Origin of the sequence: Streptomyces diastatochromogenes, assembly GCF_002242805.1 — a bacterium.
GTDB classification, from domain to species: Bacteria; Actinomycetota; Actinomycetes; order Streptomycetales; family Streptomycetaceae; genus Streptomyces; species Streptomyces diastatochromogenes.
In genome coordinates this window covers 1-26,567 of record NZ_MCGQ01000030.1, presented here as the reverse complement: position 1 = coordinate 26,567, position 26,567 = coordinate 1, and the positions used below count along the sequence as shown (strand labels likewise).

Genomic DNA, 26,567 nt, shown 5'->3' with positions numbered 1-26,567 from the left:
CGTCAAAACGTCGGTGCCGCAACCCGAACGCCGGTTGCGTCGCACCGTGGCACGATGGTGGTGAGCATCACCTACTGAGGGGGTGTGGGGCATGGCCACATCGGAAAAGGCACCTTCCTCAGGAACCCGCCCGGGGTTGCGGCGCGAGATCGGCTTCATCGGGCTCATCTGGGCCTCGGAGGGGTCGATCATCGGATCCGGGTGGCTGTTCGGTGCTCAGGGGGCACTGGCGGCGGCCGGGCCCGCGGCGATCATCTCCTGGGCCATCGGCGGCGTCGCCATCCTGATCCTGGCGCTGGTGCACGCCGAACTCGGCGGAATGTACCCGGTCTCCGGCGGCACCGCCCGCTTCCCGCACTACGCCTTCGGCGGGGCCGCCGGCGCGTCCTTCGGCTGGTTCTCCTGGCTGCAGGCGGCCACCGTGGCACCCATCGAGGTGCTGGCGATGATCACGTACGCCCAGCACTACTCCTGGGCGAGCGGCTGGGAGAAGATCCAGGGTGGCGAGCACGTCCTGACCCCGACCGGCATCGCCGTCGCGGTCGGTCTGATGGCGGTCATCACGGCCATCAACTTCCTCAGCATCCGGCTGCTGGCCCGCACCAACAGCGCGGCGACCTGGTGGAAGGTCGGCGTCCCGCTGGTGACGATCTTCGTGCTGGCCGTCGCCCAGTTCCACACCAGCAACTTCACCGCGGCCGACGGATTCGACCCCTACGGGGCCAAGGGCATCCTGTCCGCCGTCTCCACCAGCGGCATCATCTTCGCGCTGCTCGGCTTCGAGCAGGCCGACCAGCTCGCCGGCGAGAGCGCCAACCCCAAGCGCGACATTCCGCGCGCGGTGATCGGGTCCATCGTCCTCGGCATCATCATCTACATCCTCCTGCAGGTGACCTTCCTCGCCGCTCTGCCCGCGTCCCAGATCGGCAGCCACTGGGCCACCTCCGCGTTCACCGCCCTGAGCGGACCGTTCGCCCAGGTCGCCACGCTCATCGGCCTCGGCTGGCTGGCGACGGTCCTCTATCTCGACGCCGTGATCTCGCCGGCCGGCACCGGCCTGATCTACATCACCGGCTCGTCCCGGGTCTCGTACGGCCTGAGCCGCAACGGCTATGTGCCCACCGCGTTCGAGGCCACCAACCGGCGTGGCGTCCCGTGGGTCGGCCTGATCACCGCGTTCGTGATCGGCTGCATCTGCTTCCTGCCCTTCCCGAGCTGGCGTTCCCTGGTCGGGCTGATCACCAGCGCGAGCGTGCTCATGTACGCCGGCGCCCCGCTGTCCTTCGGCGTGTTCCGCAACCGCCTGCCGGACGCCCACCGCCCCTACCGGCTCCCCGGCGGCAGCTGGATGTCGCCGCTGGCCTTCGTCGTGGCCAACCTGCTGATCCTGTGGTCCGGTTGGGACACCGACTGGAAGCTCGGCGTCGCCATCCTCATCGGCTACGTCATCCTGATCGCCAACCGCGTGTTCAAGATGAACCCCATCACGCCCCAGCTCGACCTGCACGCCGCGCAGTGGCTGCCCGTCTACCTCGTCGGAATGGGCCTCATCGTCTACCTCAGCGACTTCGGGCCCCTCAAGCACCCCTGGTTCCCGCTGTGGTGGGACATCGGCGTCGTCACCGCGTTCAGCCTCCTCGTCTACTACTGGGCCCTGGCGGTCGCCCTGCCGAGCGAGAAGATCCAGAGCATGGTCGACCAGGTCGTCGTCCCGGAGGAGGAGACCATCCTCTGACCACCGCCGGGCACGCATGACCACCCTCGGGCACGAAACGGGTCACGCCCGTCCGTGTGCCTCCTGCGAGCGCCGCGACAGCGAGTCGATGACCACCGCGGCGAAGAGCACCCCGCCCGTGATCACGAGCTGGACTGCGGTGGGGGTGTCCGTGAGCGCCATGCCCGACGCGATCGACTGGATGACCAGGATGCCGAGCACCGCGGACCAGGTCGTACCGCGTCCCCCGAACAGGCTGGTGCCCCCGATGACCGCTGCCGCGATGGCGTTGACCAGCAGCGGACCCGAGCCCGAACCCTGGCTCACCGAGGTGATGCGCGAGGCCAGGAACAGGCCGCCCAGCGCGGCCATGGTGCCCGAGACCGCGAGCACCGCGGTCTGTACCCGCAGCACGCTGAGACTCGCCCGACGAGCCGCTTCGACCCCGCCGCCGAGGGCGTAGACCTGTCGTCCGTAGTGCGTGCGCCGGAGAACGATGTCGAGGCCGGCCACCACCACGAGGAAGATCAGGAGGGCGAGCGGCAGACCCTGGAACCGGTTGAGCACATACGCGGCGGCGAAGGTGATCACCGCGAGCACCGCCGTACGTGCCGCGATGCCCCGGAGCGAGCGGTACGGCATGCCGACGCCCTTGCGGCGCCGTCGCTCCAGGTAGGACCCGACGAAGACCATGCCCGTACCGAGGGCCGCCAGACCGTAGGCGGCGGCGTGGTTGGTGAAGTAGTAGCTGGTCAGCTTCGCGACGATCCCGTTCTCGTCCAGGTTGACGGTGCCGCTCGTCCCGAGGATGGCGAGCATGACGCCGTTCCAGGTCAGCAGTCCGGCGAGGGTGACGACGAACGCCGGCACACGGATCCTGGCGAAGGAGAAGCCCTGGATCGTTCCCGCCAGGGTCCCGGTGAGCACCGCGACGATGAGCGCGAGCCATTCCGGCACGCCCTGGTTCACGTTCAGAACGGCGAAGACCGCCGCGGCGAGGCCGCTGATCGAGCCGACGGACAGGTCGAGTTCACCGAGGAGCAGCACGAAGACGATGCCGACCGCGATCAGACCCGTACCCACGATGTCCACGCTGAGATTGGACAGGTTGCGGGGTGAGAGGAAGTTCGCGTTGAGGGACTGGAAGGTGATCCAGACCACGGCGAGGACGAGGATGACGGGGAGCGAGCCCAGTTCGCCGGCGCGCAGCTTGTGCCGGAAGACGGCGGTGCAGCCGTCCAGGGCCTGGGTGACCGCCCGCATGCGGTGCGGCCGAGGGGCCTCGGCGGTGGGTGCGGAGGATTCGGCTCGCGTGTGGTCCGCCATGTCGTGCATCCCTTCACCACCCCGCTTCCTGGTGCGCCATCCGGCGGGGCACGTTTTCCGTGGCACCGGTGATGGAGGAGATGATCTGCTCCTGAGACGCGGTGTTCACGTCGAAGAAGCCGTTGTTGCGGCCCAGCCGCAGTACGGCGGCCCGGTCCGCGAGGGCTTTCACGTCCCCCAGGTTGTGGCTGATGAGCAGCACGCCCAGACCGCGGTCCCGCAGCCGGTCGACGAGGTCCAGGACCTCGGTGGTCTGCTCGATCCCCAGCGCCGCGGTCGGTTCGTCGAGGAGCAGGACCCGCGGTTCACCGAGCAGGGAGCGGGCGATGGCGACGGTCTGCCGCTGGCCGCTGGACAGGGAGACGACAGGGCCACGCAGATCGGGGATGCCCCTGGTCAGCCCCTCCAGCAGGTGCCTGCTGCGGCGCTCCATCTCCACCTCGTCGAGGAAACCGAACCTGCGGATCTCCCGGCCGAGGAAGAGATTGCCGACGACGTCGAGGTTCCCGCACAGCGCGAGGTCCTGGTAGACGGTGGCGATGCCGAGGGAGCGGGCGTCATGCGGACGCCTGATGTGGACGGGCCGGCCCTCCCACTCGATGGTGCCCTTGTCCGCGGGGGCGACGCCGGAGATCACTTTGACCAGGGTGGACTTGCCGGCCCCGTTGTCGCCCAGCAGGGCGAGGACCTGGCCGGCGTGGAGCTCCAGCTCGATGTCCGTCAGGACATCGACGACACCGAAGCGCTTGCACACGCCGTGCAGTGCCAGTAGCGGGGCAGCCGGCACGGAAACCATCTCCTTCCCGGGGCACGGCCGCGGTCGGGAACCGCGCTGTCAGGTCAGCCCGGCCCGCTTGCAGGCGGCTGCGAGCTGAGGGGTGCAGATCTGCCGGACCGTGTACACGCCGTCCTTCACCAGGGTGTCCTTGATGCCGGGCGCGGTCACGGACACCGGGGTGAGCATGACGGCCGGAACCTCCGTCCCGCCGCGGGTCCGCACCTTGGTCGTGGCGACCCGGTCGAGGCTCTGGCCGCGGGCCGCCGCCACGGCCATGGCGGCGCCGGCGGAAGCCTCGGGTTTGAACGGCTTGTAGACCGTCATGTACTGATCACCGCCGACGATACGCCGCACGGCGCCGAGTTCGGCGTCCTGGCCGGTGACGGGGGGCAGCGGCTGGACCTTGTTCGCTTTGAGGGCGGAGATGCTTCCCGAGGCCAGGCCGTCGTTGGCGGCGTAGACCCCCTGGATGTCGTCGGGGCCGAGGGCGGCGATGGCGGCGTTCATGTTCATGTTGGCTGCCTCCGGCCGCCACTGCTGCGTGTCGTACGACTTGCCGATCTTCACTTTCCCTTTGAGCACGGACAGAGCGCCCTTCTTGAACGCCACCGCGTTGGGGTCGGTGAGATCGCCGTTCATCATGACGATCTGGCCGCCGTGCACCCTGTCGCCCATGGCCTTCAGCAGCGCGCGGCCCTGGAGCTTGCCGACCTCCTCACCGTCGAAGGAGACGTATCCCGAGATCGGGCCCTCGGCGAGCCGGTCGTAGGCGATGACCGGGATGCCCGCCTGGTGTGCCTTCTGGACCGTGGGGCGCAGCGACCTGGCGTCCACGGGCACGAGCAGGATGGAGTCGACCCCCTCGGTGATCATCGATTCCATCTGTTCCTGCTGGATGGCCACGTCGTTCTTGGCGTTGGCGTACTCGATCACGCAGTCGTGGCACAAGTCCTTGATCGTCTTCTCCAGCAGGGGCCTGTCCTGTGTCTCCCACCGGGCGGTGGTGGCGTCCGGCAGCAGCACACCGATCGTCGGCGAATCTCCCCCCGCGGAGCTGTTCCCGGCGCTCGTCCCGCAGGCCGCGACGGCGACGATCGCCCAGGCGGCGGCCATGGCCATGGCCGCGTTTCCCATGAAGGCCTTCATCGGAGAGACCTCCCTGAACGAGCTGGCCGGGAAGACAGCTGGCCGGGAAGACAACTGGCCGCGAAGACGGCCACGCCGTCAGTGTGACACCGGCCGCGGTGATCTGCGAACCCGGCTTTCGGGGCCATCAGCCTGTCCGGTTAGTCCGTATATGCGATTCTGGGGTAAGGGCCTCATCACACCCTGTCGGCACCTCGGCCTGGACGGGAGGTAGGTGCGGACATGCCCCATGACGGCAGTGCCCGGGCCGGAGTCGCACAGCTGCGGGCATCCGACGCAGACTCCGCCGGTACCGGCCCGCCGCCGGTGCCCGAGGCCGCCGCGACTGTCCGCATACTGACATTCGCCGGAGCGGCGCTGGCAGCGGTCTATGTGCTCGGTGCCGGGACGGAAGAGCTTCGACGGGTGGAGACCGCCGGTCGCGCCGCCCCCGAGTGCGGGCTGCCCGAGCGCCTGCCCCTGTCCGGTGACTCACCCGCCGCCCAGGTCTTCCGCACGGGCCGGCCGCTGTGGCTGAACCCCGCGGCACTCGCCTCCTTCCCCGAGGGCGGCCCGAGGCCGCCGCGAGCGCAGACGTCGCTGGCCGCACTGCCGCTGCGGGCGGAGGGCAGGCGTCTGGGCTGCCTCGTCGCCGTGGGCATGTGCGCGGACGGCTTCGAGCCCGAGCAACAGCGCTTCCTGGAGCGGTACGCCGACGCCGTCGCCGGTCTGCTCCAGACGGCGGCCGGGGGCCCCACGCCGTCGCCGCTGCTGGCACCCGCCCTGCGGCGGCTGCGCGTCGGCTCGTTCGCCCTGGTGCCGGACACCGGCCTGATCGAGGCGGACGAGACGCTCCTCGAACTGGTCGGTATCACGCCGGACGAGTTCGACGGCAAGGCGGACACCCTGCTCGCGCACACCCTCCCGGAGGACATGCACGCGCTGATGTCGGCCCTTGAGCCGTCCGCGCACGCGCTCGGCGGCCGGGCGCTGGAGTTCCGGGTCCGCCGCCCCACCGGTGGTATGCGCTGGCTGAGCCTGAGCTGCCGGGTGTTCGCCGGCACCGACGACCGGCCGGAGCAGGTGCTGGGTCTGGTGACGGCCACCTCGGTCCTGCCCCGGAGCACCGACGACGTCTCCAGGATCCAGTGGCTGACCGCCGCACTCGACGACGCCACCACGGTCGCCGACGTCAGCCGGGTGGTCGTCACCGCCCTCCGGGAGCCGCTCGCCGCCGACCGGGTGGCCCTCGCCGAGCTGCAGGACGACCGGCTCGTAGTCACCGTGCTCGACCCGCCGGAGCCCGCCGCCTGGCCCGAGGTGTGGCGTTCGGAGTGGCGCTCGCAGTGGCCCGCCACACCGGTCAGCGCCCTGCCCACCCTGCAGCTGGCACTGCGGGACGGACGGATGGACCTGTGGCCCGCCGGTACGGCCGTCGAACCCGGACTCACGGGCATCGGCCCCGGAGGTCTGGCGGTCCTGCCGCTGCCCGCCCAGGGGCGGGCAGCCGGCCTGTGCCTGATCGGCTGGGACCGGCCGCACGAGTTCGTCCCCGAGGAACGCTCCCAGCTGACCGCGACCGCGGCGCTGGTCGGCCAGGCCCTCAAGCGGGCCCACGCACACGACGCGGAGCAGGAACTCGCCACGATGCTGCAGCGCAGCCTGCTGCCCCGGCGCCTGCCCGAACTCTCCGGAGGGACCGCCGTCGCCCGCTATCTGCCCGCCCGGCGGGGGTTGCAGGTGGGCGGCGACTGGTACGACGTCATCGCCCTCACCGAGGACCGGGTGGCGCTGGTCATCGGAGACGTACAAGGACACAGTGCCGCAGCGGCGACGATCATGGGCCAGATGCGTACCGCGGTCAGGGCGTACGCGGTGGAGGGCCACCCACCGGACGTGGTGGTCTCCCACGCCAACCGCCTCCTCGTCGGCATGGAGACCGATCTGTTCGCCACCTGCTGCTACGCCGAACTCGACATGGAACAGGGCAACACCCTGTTCGTCCGGGCCGGACATCTCGCACCGCTCGTACGGCACCCCGACGGCAGCACCGAGGAGATACAGGTCGAGGGCGCGCTCCCGCTCGGCATCTCCGCCGAGGCGGAGTTCCCCATGACGTCGGTCGCACTGGCCCCCGGCGCACTGCTCGCCCTGGTCACCGACGGCCTGGTCGAGGCAGCCGACCTCCCCCTGGACGAGGGCATGCAGCGCACCCGCACCGCACTCGCCGCGGCCGATCCGTCGGACCCGGGGCGGGTGGCCGACGAACTCCTGGGTGACGCCGGCCGTCGTGAGGACGACGTGGCGCTGTTGCTGCTGCGCTACGACGGCATGAAGACCCGGCCGATACGGGCCGGATGGGCGGTGTGGCGGCTGCCGGACGCGGTCATGCACGCCCGCCGATTCACCGCGCGCACGCTGCGCCGCTGGAACATCGAGCAAGTCGCCGACGCGGTGCTGCTGGTCGTCTCCGAACTCGTCACCAACGCCCTGGTGCACACCCAGGGACCGGTCCACGTCGACCTGACACTCCGCGGGGACCGGCTGCGGGTCTGCGTGAGCGACTCGTCCCCGCGCGCGCCCGCCAAGCCGGTGATCGTCGACTGGGAGTCCACCGGCGGCCGGGGCCTGCTCCTGGTGGAGGCGATGTCGGAGTCCTTCGGCTCCATGCCGGTGGCCAGCGGCAAGCAGGTGTGGAGCGAGATCGTCGTACCGCCACGCGATCCGGAATGCCCGGGCCCGGGGATCGGGACGGACTCAGGGAGTCCGCCATGAACCGGGGGAGTCCGCCATGAGAACTCGTGCCCGGAACTTCGTCGCGGCGCTCGTCGCGGGGCTCCTGGCGACACCCCTGGCCGCTTGCGGAGGAAACGACAGGGTGGGCGCGGACGGTTTCACCATCGGCCTGCTGCTTCCGAACCGATCGGCGCCCCGATGGGAGCACTTCGACAGACCGCTGATCGAGAAGCGGCTGAGGGATCTGTGTCCCCGCTGCGACCTGGAGTACGCCAACGCCGACAACGACGCGACCAGACAGCAGCAGCAGATGGCCTCCATGATCACGAAGGGGGTCAGGGTCCTGGTCCTCGACGCCGCGGACACCCGGGCGCTCCGTTCCTCGATCCAGCAGGCGCGCGCGGCGGGCGTCCCGGTCATCGCCTACGACCGGCTCGCCGAAGGCCCGATCTCGGGCTACGTCTCCTTCGACGGTGCGCAGGTCGGCAAGCTCCAGGCCGAGGCGCTCCTCAAGGCCATGGGCGACAGGGCGAACGACGGGAACGTCGTCATGATGAACGGCGATCCGACCAGCGCGAACGCGTCATGGTTCAGGAAGGGGGCGCTGTCCGTCCTCACCGGCAAGGTGAACATCCGCCGGTCGTACGACACCCAGGGCTGGAGCATGGACAACGCCCACGCCAACATGTCCGCCGCCATCGCGGCCCTGGGCCCCGGGCGGATCGACGGCGTCCTGGCGGCCAACGACACCATGGCGGCCGGCGTCATCGCCGCTCTCAAGAGCGCCCAGGTACGGCGACTTCCTCCCGTCACCGGTCAGGACGCCGACCTCGACGCTGTACGCCGCATCATCAAGGGCGAACAGCTCATGACGGTCTACAAGCCCTTCCCGGTGGAAGCCGCCGCAGCCGCCGCCATGGCCGTCGCCCTCGGGCGCGGCGAGAGCCTGCGCGACATCGCCACGACGACGATCGACAGCCCCACCACGAACAACATCCCGACCGTCCTGCTCACTCCGCGGGCGGTGACAGCCGCCAACATCAGGCAGACGCTCGTCAAGGACCGCGTCTACACCATCGAGCAGATCTGCACATCACAACTCCGCCCCGCATGCGCGAAGGCCGGCCTCGACGTTCACGGGGCGACCGAATGAGCATCGACGGCCGAGCTGTCGTGGTCACGCCCTGCGCTGCTGCCGGATCGGCTCGCCCACGCGGTGCATGTGGGCCAGGGCCTCGCGGTACGACTGGATCAGCCCCGTCTCGTGGTACGGCACCCCGAGTTCGGCGCAGTACTCCCGCACGATCACCTGGGCCCGGCGCAGATGGACCGTGGGCATGCTCGGGAACAGATGGTGCTCGATCTGGTAGTTGAGCCCGCCCAGCATCACGTCGGTGAACCAGCCGCCGCGCACGTTGCGGGAGGTCAGAACCTGGCGGCGCAGGAAGTCGAGCCGCTGTGCACCGGTGATCGTGGGCATGCCCTTGTGGTTGGGAGCGAAGGTGCAGCCCAGGTAGACGCCGAACAGGCACTGGTTCACGGCGAGGAACGCCACCGCCTTGCCCGGTGAGAGCACCAGGAACAGGGCGGTGAGCAGAGCCGCGATGTGCAGCAGGAGCAGAGCGCCCTCCAGCAGCCGGTTCCGCAGGGACGGCGAGCGCAGCGCCCGCAGGCTCGCGACGTGCAGATTGAAGCCTTCCAGGGTCAGCAACGGGAAGAACAGCAGCGCCTGGTGACCACCGAGGAGTCGGGCCACGCCACTGCTGGCGCGCGCCTGTTCGGTGGACCACACCAGGATGTCCGGGGCGACATCGGGGTCCAGTTCCTCATGGTTGGGGTTGGCGTGATGGCGGGTGTGCTTGTTCATCCACCAGCCGTAGCTCATGCCGATACCGAGGTTGCCGAACAGCCGTCCTCCGATCTCGCTGTGCCGGCGCCGCCGGAAGACCTGCCGGTGGGCCAGGTCGTGCGCCACCAGCGCGACCTGCCCGAACACCACGGCCAGGAAGGCGGCCACGGCCAGTTGCCACCAGCTGTCGCCGAGAGCGAAGAACGCTCCCCAGCCCCCGGCGAACAGCGTGCCCACGAGACCGAGCCGCACCGTGTAGTAGCCGGGGCGCCGCTTCAGCAGACCGGCCTCGGTTATGCGCTGCGACAGTCTCGCGAAGTCGCTGCCGGCACCTGCGTCGGAGGCCCGGGTCGCGACGGAGGTATCAGGGGAAGTCGTCATGCCCAGAATTCTCGTGACGGCCGGCCACCCCGAAGAAGCCTGCCAGCCACCGCATACACACGAGGCCTACCCCACATGACCCCCGGGGGTTATCCCCCGGTCGGCACGGTCAGAGGCCCGCGTACACCTGGTCGAGGACGGTGGGCAGCAGGGCTTGGGCGGTGGTCCGGCCGTCGGGCGACAGGGTCAGGTTCGTCCAGATCACGAGCGTGACCTTGTTGTCCGGGTCGTAGCCGATGAAGGAGTTGAAGCCGGGGAGTTCACCGCCGTGGTAGTACATCGAGGCGTGGGGGCCGAAGCGCTGGTAGGCGATGCCGTACCCGTACTTCTGCCCGTCGGGCGCGGCCGGGTCCTCGGCTTGCGGGCTGTGGAGCCACTGCTGCTGCGGCGCGGGGCTCAGGACCTTGCCCGTCACCAGAGCCCGGATCCAGGTGGCCAGGTCGTCCGCGGTGGAGATGACGCCTCCGGCGGCGGTGGCGTAGGAGGGGTTCTGATGGGTGTAGTCCACCGGCCGGAGCTTTCCGGACCGGGCCGCCGCCTGCAGGTCGGCGGGGTAGGGCCGGTCGACCAGCGCGTAGGCCGTTCCGCCGTACATGTAGCCGTGTGAATAGGGCGCGGGCAGGGACAGATCGTGGGCACCGGGCAGCGAGGTCCCCGCCAGGCCGAGCGGGGCGAACAGCCGGTCCCGCAACTGCTGGGCCAGCGGGCGGCCGCCCGCCTTCTCGGCGACGAGGCCCAGCAGCGCGTAGTTGGTGTTGTTGTACTCGTAGGACGCGTCGGGCGCGAAGTTCGGCGGGTGCCGGAACGCGATGGCCAGCATCTCCTGCGGCGTCACGGCCTGGCCCGGCTCGGCGTCCATGCGGGCCGCGAGTTCGGGTGCGTCGGTGTAGTTGTAGAGCCCGCTGCGCATCTTCAGCAGCTCGGCGATGGTGATGTGTTCGCCGTCCGGCACTCCGGGAACGTAGGCGGACACCGGGTCGCTCAGCCGGAGCCTGCCGTCCTGGGCGAGGAGGAGGATCAGCGCCGAGGTCATGGTCTTGGTGTTGGAGGCGATCCGGAAGTGGTCGCCCGTGGTGGGCGGTTCGGCCGCACCCAACTCGGTGGTCCCGACGGTCGCCCGGAAGGTCCCCTGCGGGGTGCGGAGCAGCACCACCGCGCCGGGAACCATGAGCTTCTTCGCCGCACGCTCGACGGTGGCCTGGAAGGCGGCCGGATCGATGGGCTTCAGCGCGGAGGGAGTGAGGCTGGCCGTCGCCGCCGGTGTGGCTGACGCATCGGACAGGGCCATGCGGCCGGGCTCTGCGGGCAGGACACATCCCGCGACCAGCAGCGCCGCGCAGGGCGTCAGCAGAGCCATGCGGCGGGCGGTACACGCCTGAGAATTCCTCATGCCGGCATCACAACCCTCTTGCTCGGCGGTTCGTGTCACAACCAGAGTGAGAAACTGAAGAAATCGTCCATTTTATCACCTTTCGGGACAGTTCATCCGGGCGCCGCCCCCCAGTGGAAACACCGCTCCCGAAGAAGCCGGCCGGCGTTCCTGTGGTGAACCGGGCTCAATTGACCAGGTGTTGTTGGGTGATACGAGGGTGGACCGGTGAGGAGATCGAGACGGGTCCGCGGGTGCGGGTCACGGCTCTGCTCGACCCGCAGCCGATCGGCATCGTGAGCACGGCCCCGCGCCGCGAGGTCTACGAGAAGTGTCTGCGGGCGACCGGGTCCAGTGAGGTGGAGTGGGTTCCGCTGCACGTGTCCGAAGCCGGCATCCGCGAGTTCGGCGAGGACTTCTGGGCGGACCTCCTCGCGTACCCGCCGCTGGAGATGCCGCGCCTGACCGGCCGACTCGTACAGGCTGACCGCACACCGCGACCGGGCCTACCGCAGCGGGAATGAGCCCCGCTGTCGCCACCGCGTTCCGTCGTGGACCAGCAAGTCGACCGACGAGACGTGCGCGACGACGGGGAGACGGCCGAGCAGATCGGCCTCGGCTTTCTCCAGGACATCCTCGTCCTGGCCCTGGGCGACGGTCAGGTGCGGGACGACGTCGTCGAACTGCCCGTCGAACGGCGGGTTCTCCGGCCACCGCGCCACGAACGCCTCGGTGAGGCGCCTGAAGGGAGTGTCCGGTTCGGGTGCGAGATACAGCACGCCGGGAAACCGGCCGCAGCGCTCGAACCGGACCTCGAAGGACTGGTGCCGGTCGAGTACCTCGCCGATCGCGGTGCAGACACCCTGGTCGATCCGGCTCGCGTCGAGAAACGGGAAGAGCACCGTGACATGGGCCGGGACCCCGACACGGGCCGAGGGGTCGAGCCGGCCGCGCCACGCTCGCACAGCAGGCTCCGCCGCCGGGACCCTCACGATCAGCCCCGACTGCCCCGCGTGGAACCCGTGGAAGTCGTCGTCCGCCATCACGCCTGTCTATCAGCGGGGCGCGATCGACGGCGACCGAATATCACTCCGCATCTGCGAGGTCCTCCAGCCCCTCGCCGAAGCCCACACCCGGCAGCCGTTGTGAGTGGCGCCTGCCACGGTGTGGGCCGCTACCGGCCGATCAGCGGCAGCACAGGAATGGAGTGGTCCTGCCAGATGAGGCGAGAGGTCTCCTCCGGATAGGTGGTGACGGCCGGCCGCGTGTCGAAGAGGTGGGTGAGGCGTTGCTCGGCGTCGTACGGGGCCCAGCCGGGGTCGCCGTGAGTGGCGAAGGCTGTCCACGCGGTGCGCATGCGTGCGGACAGCTCCTCCGCGGCGGGGGAGGGGCTTTCGCCGATCAGCGCGGCGGGCTGGCCACTCTCCAGGTTGCCGAACACGAGAGGTACGTCGAGCCCGTGGCAGGCGCCGAAGACACCCCCCATTCCCGGTGCGGACCAGGTCAGTTCGTACAGGTGGGCTCGTCCGCCGCCGGTGATCTGCGCGGTGGCGAGGTGGAGGCTCGGCATGCGGAACACCCAGTCCGAGCAGACCAGTTCGTACAGCTCGTCCGGGCCCGCGTCCGGGAAACCGTCACGGTACCGGCGTACGCCGTCCGGGCCGGGGGCGCAGACCCGCAGAGCGGTCTCGGCCTGCTCTTCCGTCACCTGCCCGAGCATGCCGTCGAGCGCGGTCAACAGCCGCTGCTCGTCACGGGTGTGTCCGACGAGGATGTCGATGTCCCGGCCCGCGCCCCGGGCCAGGGCCTGCCAAGGGGTGTCGGACAGGACGTCACCGTCGACGACGGGCGAGAACGGGATCGACCGGTGCGCGATGGGACCCCAGCGCTCCGCGAACGACGCGGACTTGGCGGTGATCGCGTCACCGGCGGTGGGCAGCCGGTTCGGGTCCACGGTCGCCAAGTCGGCCACCGTCGGCCGCAGTCCGAGTTCGGCTGCGCAGGCGGCGGCGATGTCGGCAGCGAGCGCCGGCGAGAAGAACGTCCCCTGCACGCTCTGCGCGATCGCCCGGCGGAAGAGCCCTGCCGCACGCGGCATCGCCAGCAGCGTGGCGACCGACCCCCCGCCCGCCGACTGACCGAAGACCGTGACCTGGTCCGGGTCGCCCCCGAAACCCCGGATGTTGTCGCGCACCCACTCCAACGCGGCCACCTGATCGAGCAGTCCCCGGTTGGCGGGCGCTCCGTCGATGTGCGCGAAGCCCTCGATGCCCACGCGGTAGTTGAGCGTCACCACGACGACACCGCCCTCCCGTGCGAGGCGGGCCCCGTCGTACTCGGGGAGGCAGGACATGCCGATGCTGTAGGCGCCGCCAGGGATCCACACCAGCACCGGAAGCCCGGCTCCCGGGTACGGCTCGGGCGACCAGACGTTGACCGTCAGCCAGTCAGCGCCCACCGAGTTTCGTGACAGCGCGTCCATGCCGAAGTGAGCTGCCTGCGGAGGCGGCGGGCCGTACGACACAGCCGTGCGTACGCCGTCCCAGGCCGTGACCGGCTGCGGTGCGGCGAAACGGAGCTGGTCCACCGGCGGCTCGGCGAAGGGAATGCCTCGGAAGACCGCCAGGCCCTTCTCCACGCAGCCGCGCAGCGTCCCTGTTGCAGTGCGTACCTCGGGCGCGGAGCCGGCCGGCTCGGACGCGGCAGTGGTCATCACAGTCCCTTCCCAGGCAGGGAGAACGCACAGTGCGAGGTCACAGTTGTGGCCGGGCAGGCGGGTGAACAGCCGACCGACACCGGGGATCATCCCGCCGAGTCGGGTTGAGGGCCAAGTGATTTACGGAGCAGGCCCGTTCGGCCGTGCAAGGCCGTTGACTCACACGGACGAGTATTGGTTGAGTGGCTCATCCACTGAGCCACTGAGGAGGACGGCATGGAGGCACTGCCCCGCGAGACCATCGTCGATGTCCTGGAGGGCCGTCTGCGTGAGGACATCCTCACCGGGCGCCATCCAGCGGGCAGTTACCTGCCACCCGAGCGCACGCTCGCCGACGGTTACGGCGTCACCCGCACCACCCTCAAGCACGCCTTCGGCCGTCTGATGCAGGCCGGACTGCTGGAGACCCGGCACGGCGTCGGCACCCGCGTGCGGGACTACCTGCGCCTGGGCGGCGCCGACCTGTTGCCGATGCTCGTACGGCACAGCCCCGACTGGATCGGCGAGGTCTTCGAAGTACGGCGCAGCATCGGCGCGTTGATCGCCGAGCGCGCCGCGGCCCGGGCGACCGACCGGCAGCGAGCCGAGCTACGCGCGCTGTTGACAGCTGTGGGGGACGCGGCGGACGCCGACGCCGTACAGCTCGCGGACATCGAGGTCCACCGGGCCCTGGCCCGCGCCACCGGCAACCGCGTCTACGTCCTGCTGACCAACACCCTCTTCAACGCCTATCTGCCGGTGCGTGCCGCGCTCAGAGGCCCGTTCACGGACGCCCGGGTGGCGCGTGGGCGCCTGGAGCCGGTGGTCGACGCGGTGGAGCGCGGCGACGAGGCCGGCGCCCGGAGGGCGGCCGAGCAGTATCTGACGGCGACCGAGCGGATCATGCTGGAGGGCCTCTCATGAGCGGGTCGACCACCTCAAGCGCGGCCACGAACACCGGCTCGCCCGCGCGTGGCACCGTCTTTCGCGAGACGATGCTCGGCACGCTGCGGCTCGACGACGAGGACCGCACCCGCCGGGTTCGCCTGGATCTGACGGTCTCGTCGGATGGCCGTCTGCACCTCCTCGGTACGACCGAGTCCCGTGCCACCGGCCGGATACGGATCGCGGGCTGGGCCGACGACGCGCACGCCGAGGGCGAGTTGGAGATCTCGCCGCTCGCGCGACGCCGTATCCGCTACCGCATCACCTTCACCGCCGACGGCCGCCGCATCACCCTCGACGGCTGGAAGTCCGTCACCCCGCGCAGGCCCGTGGCCTCGATGACCGTGCTGCCGTACACCCTCCAGGAGGACGGCGTGCGGATCGGCACCGGCACCCTCCGTTTCCCCCTCGGCACGCAACTCCTCCCTTTTCTGGCCAGTTTCCGCTTCCCCCGGCAGGTGGATCCCGACGCGTTCCTCGCGCCCCGCTGGCGCGGCGAGCCGGGCCGTACCGAGGTCTGGTACACCACCGTCACCGACCCGGTCACCGGCAGCGGACTGTGGCTGCACCACGAACTGACCGCGCCGTCCGACGGATCCGAGCCGTACGCGCAAGGCTGGGCCGCGGTCTTCCCCAAGAACGGCCCCGTGCGGCACGCCCGCTTCGGCCCGGCCAAGTGGACTCCTGAAGGGTCCGGCTTCACCGCCGACGGGGTCGTGGTCCGCCCCGGACGCCTGTCCGGAGCGGCCGAGGGCGGCGCCCTGCGCTGGGACCTGACCGAACGCCCCACGGACGAGCCGCTGTTCACTTTCCCCCGCTGGTCCTGGCGCCGGCCCCTGCTTCCCGCCGCCCAGATGCTCCCCGCGGCCCGGGCCGGCTACGACGGCACCTTCACCCATGACGACACCACGCTGACGCTCACCGCGGCCCCCGGCGCGTCCGCCCGGATCTACGGCCATGGCAACGCCCGCCGCTGGGCCTGGCTGCACGCCGACCTCGGCGGCGGAGACGTCCTGGAGATCGTTGCCGCCGTATCCATGCGCCCGGGCCTGCGCAGGCTTCCTCCCTTGGCCTTCCTCCGGCTGCGGCGGCAGGGGCGCACCTGGCCGCGCCGCCCCGAGCGGTCGGCCGCCGGCTGGGCCGGAGCGGGGCGTTTCCGCGCCGGTATCGCCCTGCCCACCTGGACGGTCACCGGCCGCGCCGGCCTGCGCCGGATCCGCGTGGAGGTCACCCAGCCGGCGGACCGTACCCTCGCCCTCGACTACACCGACCCCGACGGCCAACACGCGACGTGCCACAACAGCGAACGCGCCGACGCGCACGTCCTGCTGGAGCGGTGGTGGTTCGGTGGCTGGCGCACCGAGGCCGAGTGGACGCTGGAGGGCACGGCCCACGCGGAGGTGGGGACACGATGACGCTCACCGGCCTCACGTCCGCCCTCATCGCCGACGACGGCACAGCGGACTGGCCCCGGCACGTCCCCGCCAGACTGGAGACGCTCCTCGCCACCATGCCGCTGGCCGCCCGGGCCGGCCTACGGGCCGCGGCACGCGCCGTGGACGCCTATGCCATGGCGCGCACGGGACGCACCCTGAGCGCACTCACCGCACCCGAACGGGACTCCGTACTGGGCGAACTGGCCGCACGGCCCGCCCTTCTCCCGCTCCTGGACGTACTCAAGGTGCCCGTCCTGCTGGCGGCCGGAACAGAGCGGATGCTCCAGGACGGTCCCGCACCGCGCGGCCTCACGCGTCAGGACCCGCCGCTCGACCTGACACCCGCGCCCGCCTGGCCCGCCCGCTCCACCGCCGACGCCGTGGTCATCGGCTCGGGCGCGGGCGGGGCGATCGCCGCACGGACCCTGGCCCGAGCCGGGCTCGACATCGTCGTCCTCGAAGAGGGACAGCACCACTCCACCGAGTCGTTCGGCCGGCGCACGCCCCTGGACCGGTTCACCGACCTCTACCGGGACGGCGGAGCGACCGTCGCCGTCGGCAACCCACCGCTGCTGCTGCCGACGGGCCGAGCGGTCGGCGGCACCACGGTCGTCAACTCCGGCACCTGCTACCGCACTCCGGGCCACGTCCTGACGCGCTGGAGCAAGGACTTCGGATTCGCGCCCGCCGACGGCTTCGACCGGCATCTGGACGAAGCCGAGCGCACCCTGCGGGTGGCCACCCAGCCCGTCGACGTCCTCGGCAACAACGGCCGTATCGCGCTCAAGGGCGCGCGTGAGCTGGGCTGGCGGGCCGCGCCCCTGCGCCGCAACGCGCCCGGCTGTCAGGGCTCCTGCCAGTGCGTGGTGGGATGTCCGACCGGCGCGAAACAGAGCGTGCAGCTCTCCGTGCTGCCCGAGGCCTGCGCCGCGGGGGCCCGTATCGTCACCGGAGCGCGGGTCGAGCGCATCCTCGTCGACACGGACCGGCCCGGGGGCCCGCGCGCGGCAGGGGTGCGGGTACGCCGCGGGGAGGGCGGCGGGTTCGAGATCCTCGCGCCCCTGGTCGTCGTCGCGGCGGGCGCGCTGCAGTCCCCGCCGCTCCTCCGCCGCTCCGGCCTCGGCAGGCACCCCCGCCTCGGCCGCAATCTCAGCGTCCACCCGGCCACGAGCCTCGCCGGACGCTTCGCCGAACCGGTCACCGCCTGGGAAGGCGTGCTGCAGAGCGTCGGCGTCGAAGAGCACCACGCGCAAGGCGTCCTCATCGAGGCCACCGCCACCCCGCCCGGCATGGGCTCCTTCATCCTCCCCGGACTGGGCACCGAGCTGCGCCGCGAACTGGAGACCGCCGACCGACTCGCCACGCTCGGCGCGATGATCGCCGACCGCCCCTCCGGTCGCGTCCTCGGCCGCGACCGCACGCTGATCCGCTACGACCTGGACCCCCGCGACGCAGGACGCTTGCTACGGGCCGTGCGCGCCATGGGCGAGCTGCTGTTCGCCGCCGGTGCCGAGGAAGTGCTCACCGGCATCCCCCGTACACCCCGCGTACGCAGCCTCACGGAACTGGACGCCGCCCTGGCCGGCACGAGCGCACGCCACCTCCACCTGTCGGCCTACCACCCCACCGGCACGGTCGCCGCAGGCGCGGACCCGCACCGCTTCCCGGCCGACCCGTGGGGCAGGCTCCGCGGAGTACACGGAGTACTGCTCGCGGATGCCTCCGTGCTCCCGAGCTGCCCGCAGGTGAATCCCCAACTGGGCATCATGGCGGCGGCGTTGGCGATCACCGAGACGGCTGTCCGTGCATGAGGACCAGGACAGCCGGTGGCATGGAGCCCGTCTCAGCGACACTGATCGAACGCGGAGAGCACAACCCTGATCCCGTCTTCCCAAGTCGGGAAAAGGCCCCGGATCTGGGAGAGCGACACCGCCGCCGAGGTCTTGCGACCGTCCATCGCGTAGACAACGTGGTTGAACCCCGTCGCTGTGGACACATGCCCCACCCTGGTGAAGCCGCAGTCTCCGGGGTCCGGGTCAGTGCACACGAAGACGAAGGCATCCCGCATGCCGGGCTCCGGGTCAGGTGAGACGAGGAACAGACCCCTCCGTTCCACCTCGGCCCGCACGCGACGATCGATCCTCGACACATCCACTGCCGGCATGGCAAGCACCCCCATGCTCACTGGGACCATCCCGTTGGTAGCCGATCACAGTCTCGGCGGCAGCGGGGACGGAAGCAAGCTGTCATGGCCAAGTGGATTCCACAGGGCGGGAGTTGGAGACGATCCGCGATCGGGACGTGACGATCAAGTACGAGTGGCGGCCCGACGTCGACAACGCCGCCCTTTAGCTCGCGGGCCTGGCCCACGGCACCCCGTGAGAGTCTCCGGAGAGCGGTTTGACCTTGCCCTTGAGGTCAGGGTTTAGCGTTCGTGGAGATGAGCGGCATGAAGATCGGCGAGCTGGCCAGACGCGCCGGCGTGACAATCAAAGCGGTGCGTTACTACGAATCGCTCGGGTTGATCACGCCGTGCCGTCTCGCCAACGGCTACCGGGACTACGAAGAGGACGACGTGCGTCTGGTGCGCGAGATCCGGGCTCTCGCCGGCCTCGGCATCCCGGTCGAACGCACACGGCCGTTCCTGGAGTGTCTGGCGTCCGGACAGCGGCACGCCGACGACTGTCCGGCGTCGCTGGCCGGCTATCGCGAGGCCATTGACGAGCTGACCGAGCGGATCGAGGCCCTGACCAGCCGCCGGGCGACCCTGATGCGACAGCTGAGACAGGCCGCCTATCGCAACAGCAGCAGTCCAGCGCCCGACGACGGAGAGCACACCATGACCGACTTCCACCACCTGCCTGCGGACCTGCCCGTCCCGGAGGATGACGGCGCTGCCGACCACCTTCCCGGCCTGAAGGCACCCCACCTCGAACTGGTGGACACCACAGGCGAGACGGTCCGGATCGATGCTCTTGGATCCGGCCGCACGATCGTCTACATCTACCCGCTCACGGGCCGCCCGGATGTCGACCTCCCCGACGGCTGGGACTCCATCCCCGGAGCACGGGGCTGCACCACCGAAGCCTGCGATTTCCGGGACCATCACCAAGAGCTTCTTGCGGCCGGCGCGCGGAGGGTCTTCGGCCTGTCCAGCCAGGACACCGCCTATCAACGCGAGGTCGTCGAGCGGCTCCGCCTGCCGTTCGTGATGCTCTCCGATCCTCGGCTGAACCTGGCCGCGGCCCTCGGCCTGCCCACCTTCGACGTCGACGGGATGACGCTGTTCAAGCGGCTGACCCTCGTCATCCGGGATGGGGTGATCGAGCATGTCTTCTACCCGATCTTCCCGCCCGATGTGCATGCCCAGCAGGTCCTGGCGTGGCTGCGCGACAACCCCGTGGCGTGAACTTCCTTGCGCTCAGCGGGTGGTGAAGCCCCCGTTGACGAAGAAGACCTGGCCGTTGGCCCACCAGCCCTCGGTGAGCAGGAACTTCACCCAGGGGACGATGTACTCGATCTTGGTGAGGTCGCCGTTCATGGCCTGGGCCTTCAGGTAGGCGACGGAGTCGTCGGTCTCGGCCGGGTAGAAGAAGCCGGTGTCCATCGGCCCGGGAGCGATGGTGTTGACGGAGATGTTCCGGCCGAAGAGTTCCTTGGACAGGGCACGGGTGAAGTCCTCGACCGGTGCCTTGCTGCCGGCGTAGAGGGAGTACAGGCCGGTGTAGCCGGCCAGCAGCGAGGTGACGACGGTGAGGATCTTGCCGCCGTCCTCGATCCGCTTGGCCGCCTCCTTCATCACGAAGAACGCGGCCTTGGAGTTCACCGCGAACATGCGGTCGTACTCCTCGGGCGTGACGTCGACGAGAGGCTTCTTGACGACCATTCCTGCCGTGTTGACGCTTGCGTGCAGCGAGCCGAAGCGGTTCACCACCTCGTCGAAGACCCGCTCGACCTGATCGGGCTGTGTCAGGTCACCCTGCAGCGAGAACGCCTCGCCGCCCTTGGCCGTGATCTCGTCGACGACGGACTGTGCCTTGGCCGCGGACGATTCACTGTTGTAGTGCACGGCCACGCGGGCGCCGGCGTCGGACAGGGTACGGCTGATCAGCGCACCCAGGTTGCGGGATGCGCCGCCGACGAAGACGGGCTTGCCTTCCAGGGTGTTGGGCATGGCGGTGACCATGTGTCGTGACTTCCTTCCAGACCTTCGTCGGCCGCGGGCGCACAGGGCTCGTAGGACCTCCGCAGTTCGATTCTGGTACCGGTGTCCCGATCCTGCGACACGAGCAACCGATCAAGGCAGCCCCGCCGCCCCCAGCCCCTGCCGCTGCGGAGTCACCACGTACACCGGGTCCTGAGCGGACGCGATCCCCGCTGCGAAGATGCCGAAGCGGGTGCACAGCCCGGCCGCCAGGTACGCCCCACCGGCCAGAAGCGGAGCCGCCCGCCGCCCCGAGACGAGCGACAACCCGGCTCCGGCCACGACCAGCGCTTTGCTCAGGGTCAGCAGTCTCCCGGGCCGGCCCGTGACGTAGGGCTCGCCGACCAGCCCGAGGCGCCGCTCGACGCGGTGCAGCGCGGCGAGTTCCATGGCCGTGCCGAGCAGGCCCATGCGGATCGGGGGCCCGTGGTCCGCGCGGGGTGCGCAGAGCAGTGCGGCTCCCGCGGCGCCGGTCAGCGCGCTGCCCGCGAACACGTACGGCAGTTCCGGGTACGCCTCGTGCCACGCCGGCACCGCGGTGTCGGAGAGCAGCACCGCTGTGTAGGTGCACATCGCCGGCCCCAGCACGCCGGATCCGAACCCGGCGAACCGGCCCAGTCCGGGGAGCCTTCCGGTGGCCTGCGAGGCGGCCGAGGCGGTGGCGAGCGTGGAGAACGGCGCGAGGATCCAGGAGCCCACCGACAGCGGTGAGGTGGGCTTGAGGACGCGCAGCATGTGTGCGAAGCGCTCGGGACGGCCGAGGTCATGGACGAGGGCGGCGACGCCGGCCACCGACGCGCCCGCGGCGACCCACCGGCCTGCACCGGCCAGCTCCCGACGCCCGGTCAGCTCGGCCACCGCGGCCATGGTCGCCGATGCACCGGCGGTTCCCCCGAGGAACAGGTATCCCGGCACGTCCGGCACCTTCCAGGTGGGGCGCTTGAGGATCGGCCGGCCGTAGTACGACCGGAACTCCGCGCGCGGCACCATGGACCGCTCCCGCTCACCGCCGCCCGTCACGGCTTCCTCCTCTCCAAGGCCCCTCGCTCCAGGAACGACAGCGCCACACTCACCGCCACCCCGACCGCGGCCGTCGCCGCGTGCCGCCACATCGACGGCAGGTCACGGGTGGTGACCACCGGGTCCGGCGGCAGCCCGTACACCTCGGGCTCGTCCAGCAGCAGGAAGAACGCGCCGTCACCGCCGACGCCGTCCTGCGGGTCCCGGCCGTACAGCCGTGCCTCGTCCACCCCGCGCTCGTGCAGTTCGGTCACCCGCAGGTCGGCCCGCTCGCGCAGTTCCTCCAGCGGGCCGAACTGGATCGAGTCGGTCGGGCACGCCTGGGCGCAGGCCGGTTCCCGGCCCGCCCCCAACCGGTCGTAGCACAGCGTGCACTTGAAGGCCCGGCCGTCGCCCGGGCGGATGTCGATCACGCCGTACGGGCACGCCGGCACGCAGTATCCGCAGCCGTTGCAGATGTCCTCCTGCACCACCACGGTCCCGAACTCGGTGCGGAACAACGACCCGGTCGGGCAGACGTCCAGGCAGGCGGCGTGGGTGCAGTGCTTGCACACGTCACTGGACATCAGCCAGCGCACCTGGCCGTCCCCGGCGTCCGAGGCGTCCCCGGCCGGCGGCCCGATGGCAGGCATGCCCAGATCGACCGGCGGCCGGTCCGGGGTCACCGTCTGCTCGATGAAGGCCACGTGCCGCCAATTGTTGGCGCTCAGCGCGCCCGTGTTGTCGAACGACTGCCCCAGCAGGTCGAGTTCCCCGGTCTCGGCCGGAACCAGGTTCCACTCCTTGCACGCCACCTGACACGCCTTGCAGCCGATGCAGACGGAGGTGTCCGTGAAGAAGCCCATCCGGGGCGGGTGGGTGTCCGGGTAACCGGCGTCCGCGGTGGGGTCGGCCAGCGGGCCGGACAGCCTGTTGCGGTCGGACGTCATCGCTGCCCCTCTCCGGCGCCCGGCGGGGTGCCCTCGTCCTCGTTGAGGCCGGCGCGCCGCCGGTAGGCCGCCACGTGGGCCCGCAGCGCCGGGCCCCGTGGACGCCTGCCCGGTTGGATGTCGCAGGTCGCCGCCTTGGACTCCTGGATGCGTACGTTCGGATCGAGGACGACGGACAGCAGCTCGTTCGCCGCGTCTCCCTTCGACAGACCGTTCGGACCCCAGTGGTAGGGCAGCCCCACCTGGTGGATGGTGCGGCCCCGGATCCGCAGCGGTCTGATCCGCTCGGTCACCAGCACGCGCGCCTCGACCGCCGTGCGGGCCGTGGTGATGGTCGCCCAGCCCAGGTGCTCCAGGCCGCGCTCGGCCGCGAGTTCGGGGGAGACCTCGCAGAAGAACTCCGGTTGCAGCTCGGAGAGGTAGGGCAGCGTACGGCTCATGCCGCCGGCCGTGTGGTGCTCGGTGAGCCGGTAGGTGGTGAACGCGTACGGGTACACCTCGCTCCCGGCCGGGTGGTACCGGTTGGCCGGATGGTCGTAGGCCTGCAGCGCCGGGTTCGTCTGCTGTCCGTAGAGCGGGTTGTCCACCGGCGACTCGTACGGCTCGTAGTGCGCGGGCAGCGGGCCGTCGGCCAGCCCGGCTGGGGCGAAGAGCCAGGCGCGGCCGTCGCTCTGCATGATGAACGGGTCGGTGCCGGCCAAGGCGTCCTGGGCTCTGGCGCCCGGCGGCGGCCGGTAGTCGGGCGGCTTGTCGGCCTCGCAGTCGGGGACGTCCTCCCCGGTCCACCGGCCCTGCTCGGCGTCCCACCACACGTACCGCTTGCGCTCGCTCCACGGCCTGCCCTCGGGGTCGGCGGACGCCCGGTTGTAGAGGATGCGGCGGTTGGCCGGCCAGGCCCAGCCCCAGTCGGGGGCGACCCGGCTCTGTTCGTCGCGCGGCCGGCGGTTCGCCGCGCGGTTGTGCCCGTCGGCGCGGACCCCGCAGTAGATCCAGACCCCGCAGGAGGTGGAGCCGTCGTCCCGCAGCTGGGTGAACGAGGACAGCGGCTGCCCGTCCTGCCCGTGCCCGTTGATCTCGGCGAGCACAGCGTCGGCGCTCGGTTCGGCCAGCGGGCCCGACGTCGGGTAGTCCCAGGTGAGGTCGAGCAGCGGGCGGTCGCGCGGATCGGTGGATCCGGCGAGCTTCTCCCTGATGATCCGTCCGAGGTGGTGGTAGAACCACAGGTCGCTGCGGGCGTCCCCCGGCGGTTCGACCGCCGCGTGGTGCCACTGCAGCAGCCGCTGGGTGTTGGTGAAGCTGCCGTCCTTCTCCGTGTGTGCCGCGGCCGGCAGGAAGAACACCTCCGTCGGGATCTCCTCGGTGCGCAGCTCACCGGTCTCGATCTCCGGCCCGTCCTGCCAGAAGGTCGCGCTCTCGATCAGCCGCAGGTCCCGCACCACCAGCCAGTCCAGGTTCGCCAGGCCGAGGCGCTGCAGCTTGCTGTTGGCCGACCCGACCGCCGGGTTCTCCCCGACGAGGAAGTACCCCTTGCACTCGCCCGAGAGCTGGTTCAGCACCGTCCGGTAGGTGCCGTGGTCGCCGGTCAGACGGGGCAGCCAGTCGAAGCGGTAGTCGTTCTCCTCGTCGGCCGCCTCCCCCCACCAGGCCTTGAGCAGACTCACCACGTACGCGCGCATGTTGCCCCAGAAACCGGTCGTGCCCGCGTCCGCGGCCACGAACGCGTCGAGGTCCTGGTGCTGGTGGGCGTGCGGCATGGGGATGTAGCCGGGCAGCAGGTCGTACAGCGTGGGGACGTCCGTGGAGCCCTGGATGCTGGCGTGTCCGCGCAGGGCCAGGATGCCGCCTCCCGGCCGCCCGATGTTGCCCAGCAGCGCCTGCAGGATGGCCGCGGTACGGATGTACTGCACCCCCACGGTGTGCTGGGTCCAGCCGACGGAGTAGCACAGCGCCGTGGTCCGCTCGCGTCCGGAGTTGGCGGTGATCGCGTCGGCCACCCGGGTGAACAGCTCACGGGGGACACCGCAGACGTCCTCGACCAGCTCCGGCGTGTAGCGCGCGAAGTGCCGCTTGAGTACCTGGTACACGCAGCGGGGGTGTCGCAGGGTCGGGTCCATGGCCGGCTTCCCGCTCAGGGCGGGGCCGCCCGCGCCGTACGAGTGCGCGCGGCCGGTCTCGCGCAGCTCCCCGCCTCCGTGCTGCCGGTCCGCCGCGCCCGGTCCGCCCTCGTCGCCCGATGCGGGCCACCGGTCCCGGTCACCGGCCGCGGCCGAGGCCCGCGCGCCCTCGTACATCCAGCTGGTCGTCTCGTAGTGGTGGCTGTCCGGGTCGAAGCCGGAGAACAGCCCGTCCAGGTCCTCGGTGTCGGCGAAGTCCTCGCGCAGGATGGCGGGCGCGTTGGTGTAGGCGACCACGTACTCGCGGAAGTCCTTGTCGTTGCTCAGCACATGGTTGATCAGTGCGCCGAGGAAGGCGATGTCCGTCCCGGCCCGCAGTGGCACGTGGACGTCTGCCAGGGCGCTGGTGCGGGTGAAGCGGGGGTCGACATGGATGATCGTGGCACCCCGTTCCCTGGCCTCCACCACCCACTGGAATCCGACCGGATGGCACTCGGCCATGTTCGAGCCCTGGATGACGATGCAGTCGGCCTGGGCCAGATCCTGCTGGAACGTCGTGGCTCCGCCACGGCCGAACGAGGTTCCCAGACCGGGAACCGTGGCGGAGTGTCAAATCCGCGCCTGGTTCTCGATCTGGATCGCGCCCAGCGCCGTGTAGAGCTTCTTCATCAGGTAGTTCTCTTCGTTGTCCAGCGTCGCGCCGCCGAGCGAGGCGATGCCGAGCGTGCGCCGGACGGGCACACCGTGATGTGTGTCCTGCCAGGTCTGCCGACGGGTCGCGACGACCCGGTCGGCGATCATGTCCATCGCCCGGTCGAGCGGGATCCGCTCCCACCCCGTGCCGTGCGGAGGCCGGTGCAGGACGGCGCTGATCCGGCCCGGGCCGGTCACCAGCTGCTTGCTGGCCGCGCCCTTCGGGCACAGCCGGCCGCGTGAGATCGGTGAGTCCGGGTCGCCCTCGATCTGGATGACCTTCTCGTCCTTGACGTAGACCTTCTGACCGCAGCCCACGGCGCAGTAGGGGCACACGGACCGTACGACCCGGTCGGCCCGCTCGGTACGGGCGGACAGCCGCTCGGTGCCGCGCGAGCGTGCCGCGCTTCCCCTGCCGAGCGCATCGTCACCGGTGAGCTGCCGGTACACCGGCCAGCCGTCGATCCACTGCCACAGGCCCATGGCGATCTCCCGCCTCGTGCCCTTGCGCTGTCGCAGCCAACGTAACGCCGGGGCCTGCGCGGGGCATGTCGGGCACCGATCAGGCCGGTGCCGTACGCACCCGACGGGTGCTGTCCGGAAGCCGCTCGGTGACACCCCGGCGGTCCAGCAGCTCCAGCAGCGGCACTGCGACCCGCCTGGTGGTGCGCAGCGCCTGCCGCGCCTGGCTGAGGGTGAACGGCTGGGGCAGTTCTCCGAGCACTTCGGCGGCCCGCCTGTCGCCGTCGGGCAGCAGGAAGACACCGTCGGCCACCTTCAGCAGGCGGCCGGCACGCACCGCGGCGGCCAGCTCCTTGGCCCCGAGCCGCAGCTCCGCCATCCTCGCGGCGTCCGGCGCCGCGAACGGGGCGGCGCGCAGCTCGGCGGCCAGTGCGGCCACCGCCGCCTCGACGGGTTCGGGAAGCAGCGCACGGCTGCCCGGCGAGCACACCCGCCCCTCCACCACCGGCAGCGACGCGGCACCGGCAAGGCGTTCCACGACACCGGCGGTGGGCAGCCGCAGCCGTCGCCGTACCGCCTCCACGGGCATCCCGGACTCCAGCGGGTGATCGTCGCGCCACTGGTCGATCTCGGCACGCAGGGAGCCGATCAGCTCGCGCCACACGCCGGGATGAACTCTTGGGCCGTCACCCACCGGCTCGCCCACCACGGGCAGCCCCATGGCGTGCAGTTCGCCCTCGGTCGCGAAGCGCCGCCGGTGCAGCATCGCCTCGGCCACCGCGCGCGGTGGC

At 70.8% G+C, this 26,567-nt stretch carries 21 protein-coding genes; 8 read left to right on the top strand and 13 right to left on the bottom strand.

The annotated features are described in order from the left end of the window. Positions 1-91 precede the first annotated feature (91 nt). Complete coding sequence (locus BEK98_RS31160; protein WP_094220060.1) at positions 92-1,735, top strand: APC family permease; 1,644 nt, start codon at positions 92-94, stop codon at positions 1,733-1,735. A gap of 42 nt (positions 1,736-1,777) precedes the next feature. Here the strand turns inward: BEK98_RS31160 and BEK98_RS31155 are convergent, their stop codons facing one another. From BEK98_RS31155 to BEK98_RS31145, 3 genes are read right to left on the bottom strand one after another with little or no spacing between them, the layout of a single operon-like run. Beyond that, positions 1,778-3,049 carry a sugar ABC transporter permease gene (locus BEK98_RS31155; RefSeq protein WP_094220059.1) on the bottom strand — a complete coding sequence of 424 codons (1,272 nt, stop codon included), beginning with the start codon at positions 3,047-3,049 and terminating at the stop codon, positions 1,778-1,780. Positions 3,050-3,053: 4 nt separating this feature from the next. Then, the gene (locus BEK98_RS31150) at positions 3,054-3,836 is read right to left on the bottom strand and encodes an ATP-binding cassette domain-containing protein (protein WP_094220058.1); all 783 of its coding nucleotides are present in this window, start codon (positions 3,834-3,836) and stop codon (positions 3,054-3,056) included. A 39-nt stretch (positions 3,837-3,875) separates the two neighbouring features. After that, positions 3,876-4,964, bottom strand: a complete 1,089-nt coding sequence (locus tag BEK98_RS31145) for a substrate-binding domain-containing protein (protein ID WP_094220057.1) — start codon at positions 4,962-4,964, stop codon at positions 3,876-3,878. A 222-nt stretch (positions 4,965-5,186) separates the two neighbouring features. Between BEK98_RS31145 and BEK98_RS31140 the strand changes: the two genes are divergently transcribed. Both BEK98_RS31140 and BEK98_RS31135 read left to right on the top strand, forming a co-directional pair. After that, entirely contained in the window at positions 5,187-7,718 is a 2,532-nt protein-coding gene (locus BEK98_RS31140; RefSeq protein WP_094220056.1) for a SpoIIE family protein phosphatase, read from the top strand. A gap of 16 nt (positions 7,719-7,734) precedes the next feature. Beyond that, the gene (locus BEK98_RS31135) at positions 7,735-8,832 is read left to right on the top strand and encodes a sugar ABC transporter substrate-binding protein (protein WP_094220055.1); all 1,098 of its coding nucleotides are present in this window, start codon (positions 7,735-7,737) and stop codon (positions 8,830-8,832) included. Positions 8,833-8,856: 24 nt separating this feature from the next. On the opposite strand, the gene BEK98_RS31130 is transcribed toward BEK98_RS31135, so the two are convergent. Beyond that, entirely contained in the window at positions 8,857-9,909 is a 1,053-nt protein-coding gene (locus BEK98_RS31130; RefSeq protein ID WP_094220054.1) for a fatty acid desaturase family protein, read from the bottom strand. A gap of 109 nt (positions 9,910-10,018) precedes the next feature. Beyond that, positions 10,019-11,266 (bottom strand): serine hydrolase domain-containing protein, encoded by a 1,248-nt coding sequence (locus BEK98_RS31125; RefSeq protein WP_094220053.1) that lies wholly within the window; start codon positions 11,264-11,266, stop codon positions 10,019-10,021. A 221-nt stretch (positions 11,267-11,487) separates the two neighbouring features. Here BEK98_RS31125 and BEK98_RS31120 point away from each other — a divergent pair, with 221 nt between their 5' ends. Continuing rightward, positions 11,488-11,802, top strand: a complete 315-nt coding sequence (locus BEK98_RS31120; RefSeq protein ID WP_244202077.1) for a hypothetical protein — start codon at positions 11,488-11,490, stop codon at positions 11,800-11,802. On the opposite strand, the gene BEK98_RS31115 is transcribed toward BEK98_RS31120, so the two are convergent. Further along, positions 11,785-12,321 (bottom strand): 2'-5' RNA ligase family protein, encoded by a 537-nt coding sequence (locus tag BEK98_RS31115; protein ID WP_094220052.1) that lies wholly within the window; start codon positions 12,319-12,321, stop codon positions 11,785-11,787. The genes BEK98_RS31120 and BEK98_RS31115 overlap by 18 nt on opposite strands. A 131-nt stretch (positions 12,322-12,452) precedes the next feature. Then, entirely contained in the window at positions 12,453-13,991 is a 1,539-nt protein-coding gene (locus tag BEK98_RS31110; protein WP_094220051.1) for a carboxylesterase/lipase family protein, read from the bottom strand. 219 nt (positions 13,992-14,210) lie between these two features. Here BEK98_RS31110 and BEK98_RS31105 point away from each other — a divergent pair, with 219 nt between their 5' ends. Genes BEK98_RS31105 through BEK98_RS31095 form a run of 3 tightly spaced genes read left to right on the top strand, consistent with a single transcriptional unit; the run spans position 14,211 to position 18,165 of the window. Then, positions 14,211-14,897 (top strand): FadR/GntR family transcriptional regulator, encoded by a 687-nt coding sequence (locus BEK98_RS31105; RefSeq protein WP_094220050.1) that lies wholly within the window; start codon positions 14,211-14,213, stop codon positions 14,895-14,897. Further along, complete coding sequence (locus BEK98_RS31100; protein WP_094220049.1) at positions 14,894-16,333, top strand: hypothetical protein; 1,440 nt, start codon at positions 14,894-14,896, stop codon at positions 16,331-16,333. Before BEK98_RS31105 ends, BEK98_RS31100 begins: the two co-directional genes overlap by 4 nt. Beyond that, on the top strand, positions 16,330-18,165 hold the full coding sequence (locus tag BEK98_RS31095) for a GMC family oxidoreductase (protein ID WP_094220048.1): 1,836 nt from the start codon (positions 16,330-16,332) through the stop codon (positions 18,163-18,165). Before BEK98_RS31100 ends, BEK98_RS31095 begins: the two co-directional genes overlap by 4 nt. A gap of 32 nt (positions 18,166-18,197) precedes the next feature. Here BEK98_RS31095 and BEK98_RS31090 read toward each other — a convergent pair whose 3' ends face one another. After that, on the bottom strand, positions 18,198-18,518 hold the full coding sequence (locus tag BEK98_RS31090) for a hypothetical protein (RefSeq protein WP_143684188.1): 321 nt from the start codon (positions 18,516-18,518) through the stop codon (positions 18,198-18,200). Between the two features lie 285 nt (positions 18,519-18,803). Between BEK98_RS31090 and BEK98_RS31085 the strand changes: the two genes are divergently transcribed. Next, on the top strand, positions 18,804-19,763 hold the full coding sequence (locus BEK98_RS31085) for a redoxin family protein (protein ID WP_094220046.1): 960 nt from the start codon (positions 18,804-18,806) through the stop codon (positions 19,761-19,763). A gap of 12 nt (positions 19,764-19,775) precedes the next feature. On the opposite strand, the gene BEK98_RS31080 is transcribed toward BEK98_RS31085, so the two are convergent. The 5 genes from BEK98_RS31080 to BEK98_RS31055 form a co-directional block, all read right to left on the bottom strand. Then, positions 19,776-20,528 carry an SDR family oxidoreductase gene (locus BEK98_RS31080; RefSeq protein ID WP_094220125.1) on the bottom strand — a complete coding sequence of 251 codons (753 nt, stop codon included), beginning with the start codon at positions 20,526-20,528 and terminating at the stop codon, positions 19,776-19,778. Between the two features lie 123 nt (positions 20,529-20,651). Next, complete coding sequence (nrfD, locus tag BEK98_RS31075) at positions 20,652-21,578, bottom strand: NrfD/PsrC family molybdoenzyme membrane anchor subunit (RefSeq protein ID WP_244202076.1); 927 nt, start codon at positions 21,576-21,578, stop codon at positions 20,652-20,654. Beyond that, on the bottom strand, positions 21,575-22,507 hold the full coding sequence (locus BEK98_RS31070; RefSeq protein ID WP_094220045.1) for a 4Fe-4S dicluster domain-containing protein: 933 nt from the start codon (positions 22,505-22,507) through the stop codon (positions 21,575-21,577). Before BEK98_RS31070 ends, nrfD begins: the two co-directional genes overlap by 4 nt. Beyond that, on the bottom strand, positions 22,504-25,797 hold the full coding sequence (gene fdh / locus BEK98_RS31065; protein ID WP_244202075.1) for a formate dehydrogenase: 3,294 nt from the start codon (positions 25,795-25,797) through the stop codon (positions 22,504-22,506). The genes BEK98_RS31070 and fdh overlap by 4 nt, the downstream gene beginning before the upstream one ends. A 79-nt stretch (positions 25,798-25,876) precedes the next feature. Next, positions 25,877-26,567 (bottom strand): SelB domain-containing protein (locus tag BEK98_RS31055; RefSeq protein WP_208643283.1); only part of this gene is annotated, 691 nt, incomplete at its 5' end.

Bases quoted from the DNA above. Each gene is read 5' to 3' on its own strand.
- BEK98_RS31080 (WP_094220125.1), bottom strand. From the start codon at position 20,528: ATGCCCAACACCCTGGAAGGCAAGCCCGTCTTCGTCGGCGGCGCATCC.
- BEK98_RS31095 (WP_094220048.1), top strand. From the start codon at position 16,330: ATGACGCTCACCGGCCTCACGTCCGCCCTCATCGCCGACGACGGCACA.
- BEK98_RS31125 (WP_094220053.1), bottom strand. From the start codon at position 11,266: ATGGCTCTGCTGACGCCCTGCGCGGCGCTGCTGGTCGCGGGATGTGTC.
- BEK98_RS31135 (WP_094220055.1), top strand. From the start codon at position 7,735: ATGAGAACTCGTGCCCGGAACTTCGTCGCGGCGCTCGTCGCGGGGCTC.
- BEK98_RS31160 (WP_094220060.1), top strand. From the start codon at position 92: ATGGCCACATCGGAAAAGGCACCTTCCTCAGGAACCCGCCCGGGGTTG.
- BEK98_RS31110 (WP_094220051.1), bottom strand. From the start codon at position 13,991: ATGACCACTGCCGCGTCCGAGCCGGCCGGCTCCGCGCCCGAGGTACGC.
- BEK98_RS31155 (WP_094220059.1), bottom strand. From the start codon at position 3,049: ATGCACGACATGGCGGACCACACGCGAGCCGAATCCTCCGCACCCACC.
- BEK98_RS31070 (WP_094220045.1), bottom strand. From the start codon at position 22,507: ATGACGTCCGACCGCAACAGGCTGTCCGGCCCGCTGGCCGACCCCACC.
- BEK98_RS31150 (WP_094220058.1), bottom strand. From the start codon at position 3,836: ATGGTTTCCGTGCCGGCTGCCCCGCTACTGGCACTGCACGGCGTGTGC.
- BEK98_RS31130 (WP_094220054.1), bottom strand. From the start codon at position 9,909: ATGACGACTTCCCCTGATACCTCCGTCGCGACCCGGGCCTCCGACGCA.
- BEK98_RS31145 (WP_094220057.1), bottom strand. From the start codon at position 4,964: ATGAAGGCCTTCATGGGAAACGCGGCCATGGCCATGGCCGCCGCCTGG.
- BEK98_RS31105 (WP_094220050.1), top strand. From the start codon at position 14,211: ATGGAGGCACTGCCCCGCGAGACCATCGTCGATGTCCTGGAGGGCCGT.
- BEK98_RS31100 (WP_094220049.1), top strand. From the start codon at position 14,894: ATGAGCGGGTCGACCACCTCAAGCGCGGCCACGAACACCGGCTCGCCC.
- BEK98_RS31140 (WP_094220056.1), top strand. From the start codon at position 5,187: ATGCCCCATGACGGCAGTGCCCGGGCCGGAGTCGCACAGCTGCGGGCA.
- BEK98_RS31085 (WP_094220046.1), top strand. From the start codon at position 18,804: ATGAAGATCGGCGAGCTGGCCAGACGCGCCGGCGTGACAATCAAAGCG.
- BEK98_RS31115 (WP_094220052.1), bottom strand. From the start codon at position 12,321: ATGGCGGACGACGACTTCCACGGGTTCCACGCGGGGCAGTCGGGGCTG.
- BEK98_RS31090 (WP_143684188.1), bottom strand. From the start codon at position 18,518: ATGCCGGCAGTGGATGTGTCGAGGATCGATCGTCGCGTGCGGGCCGAG.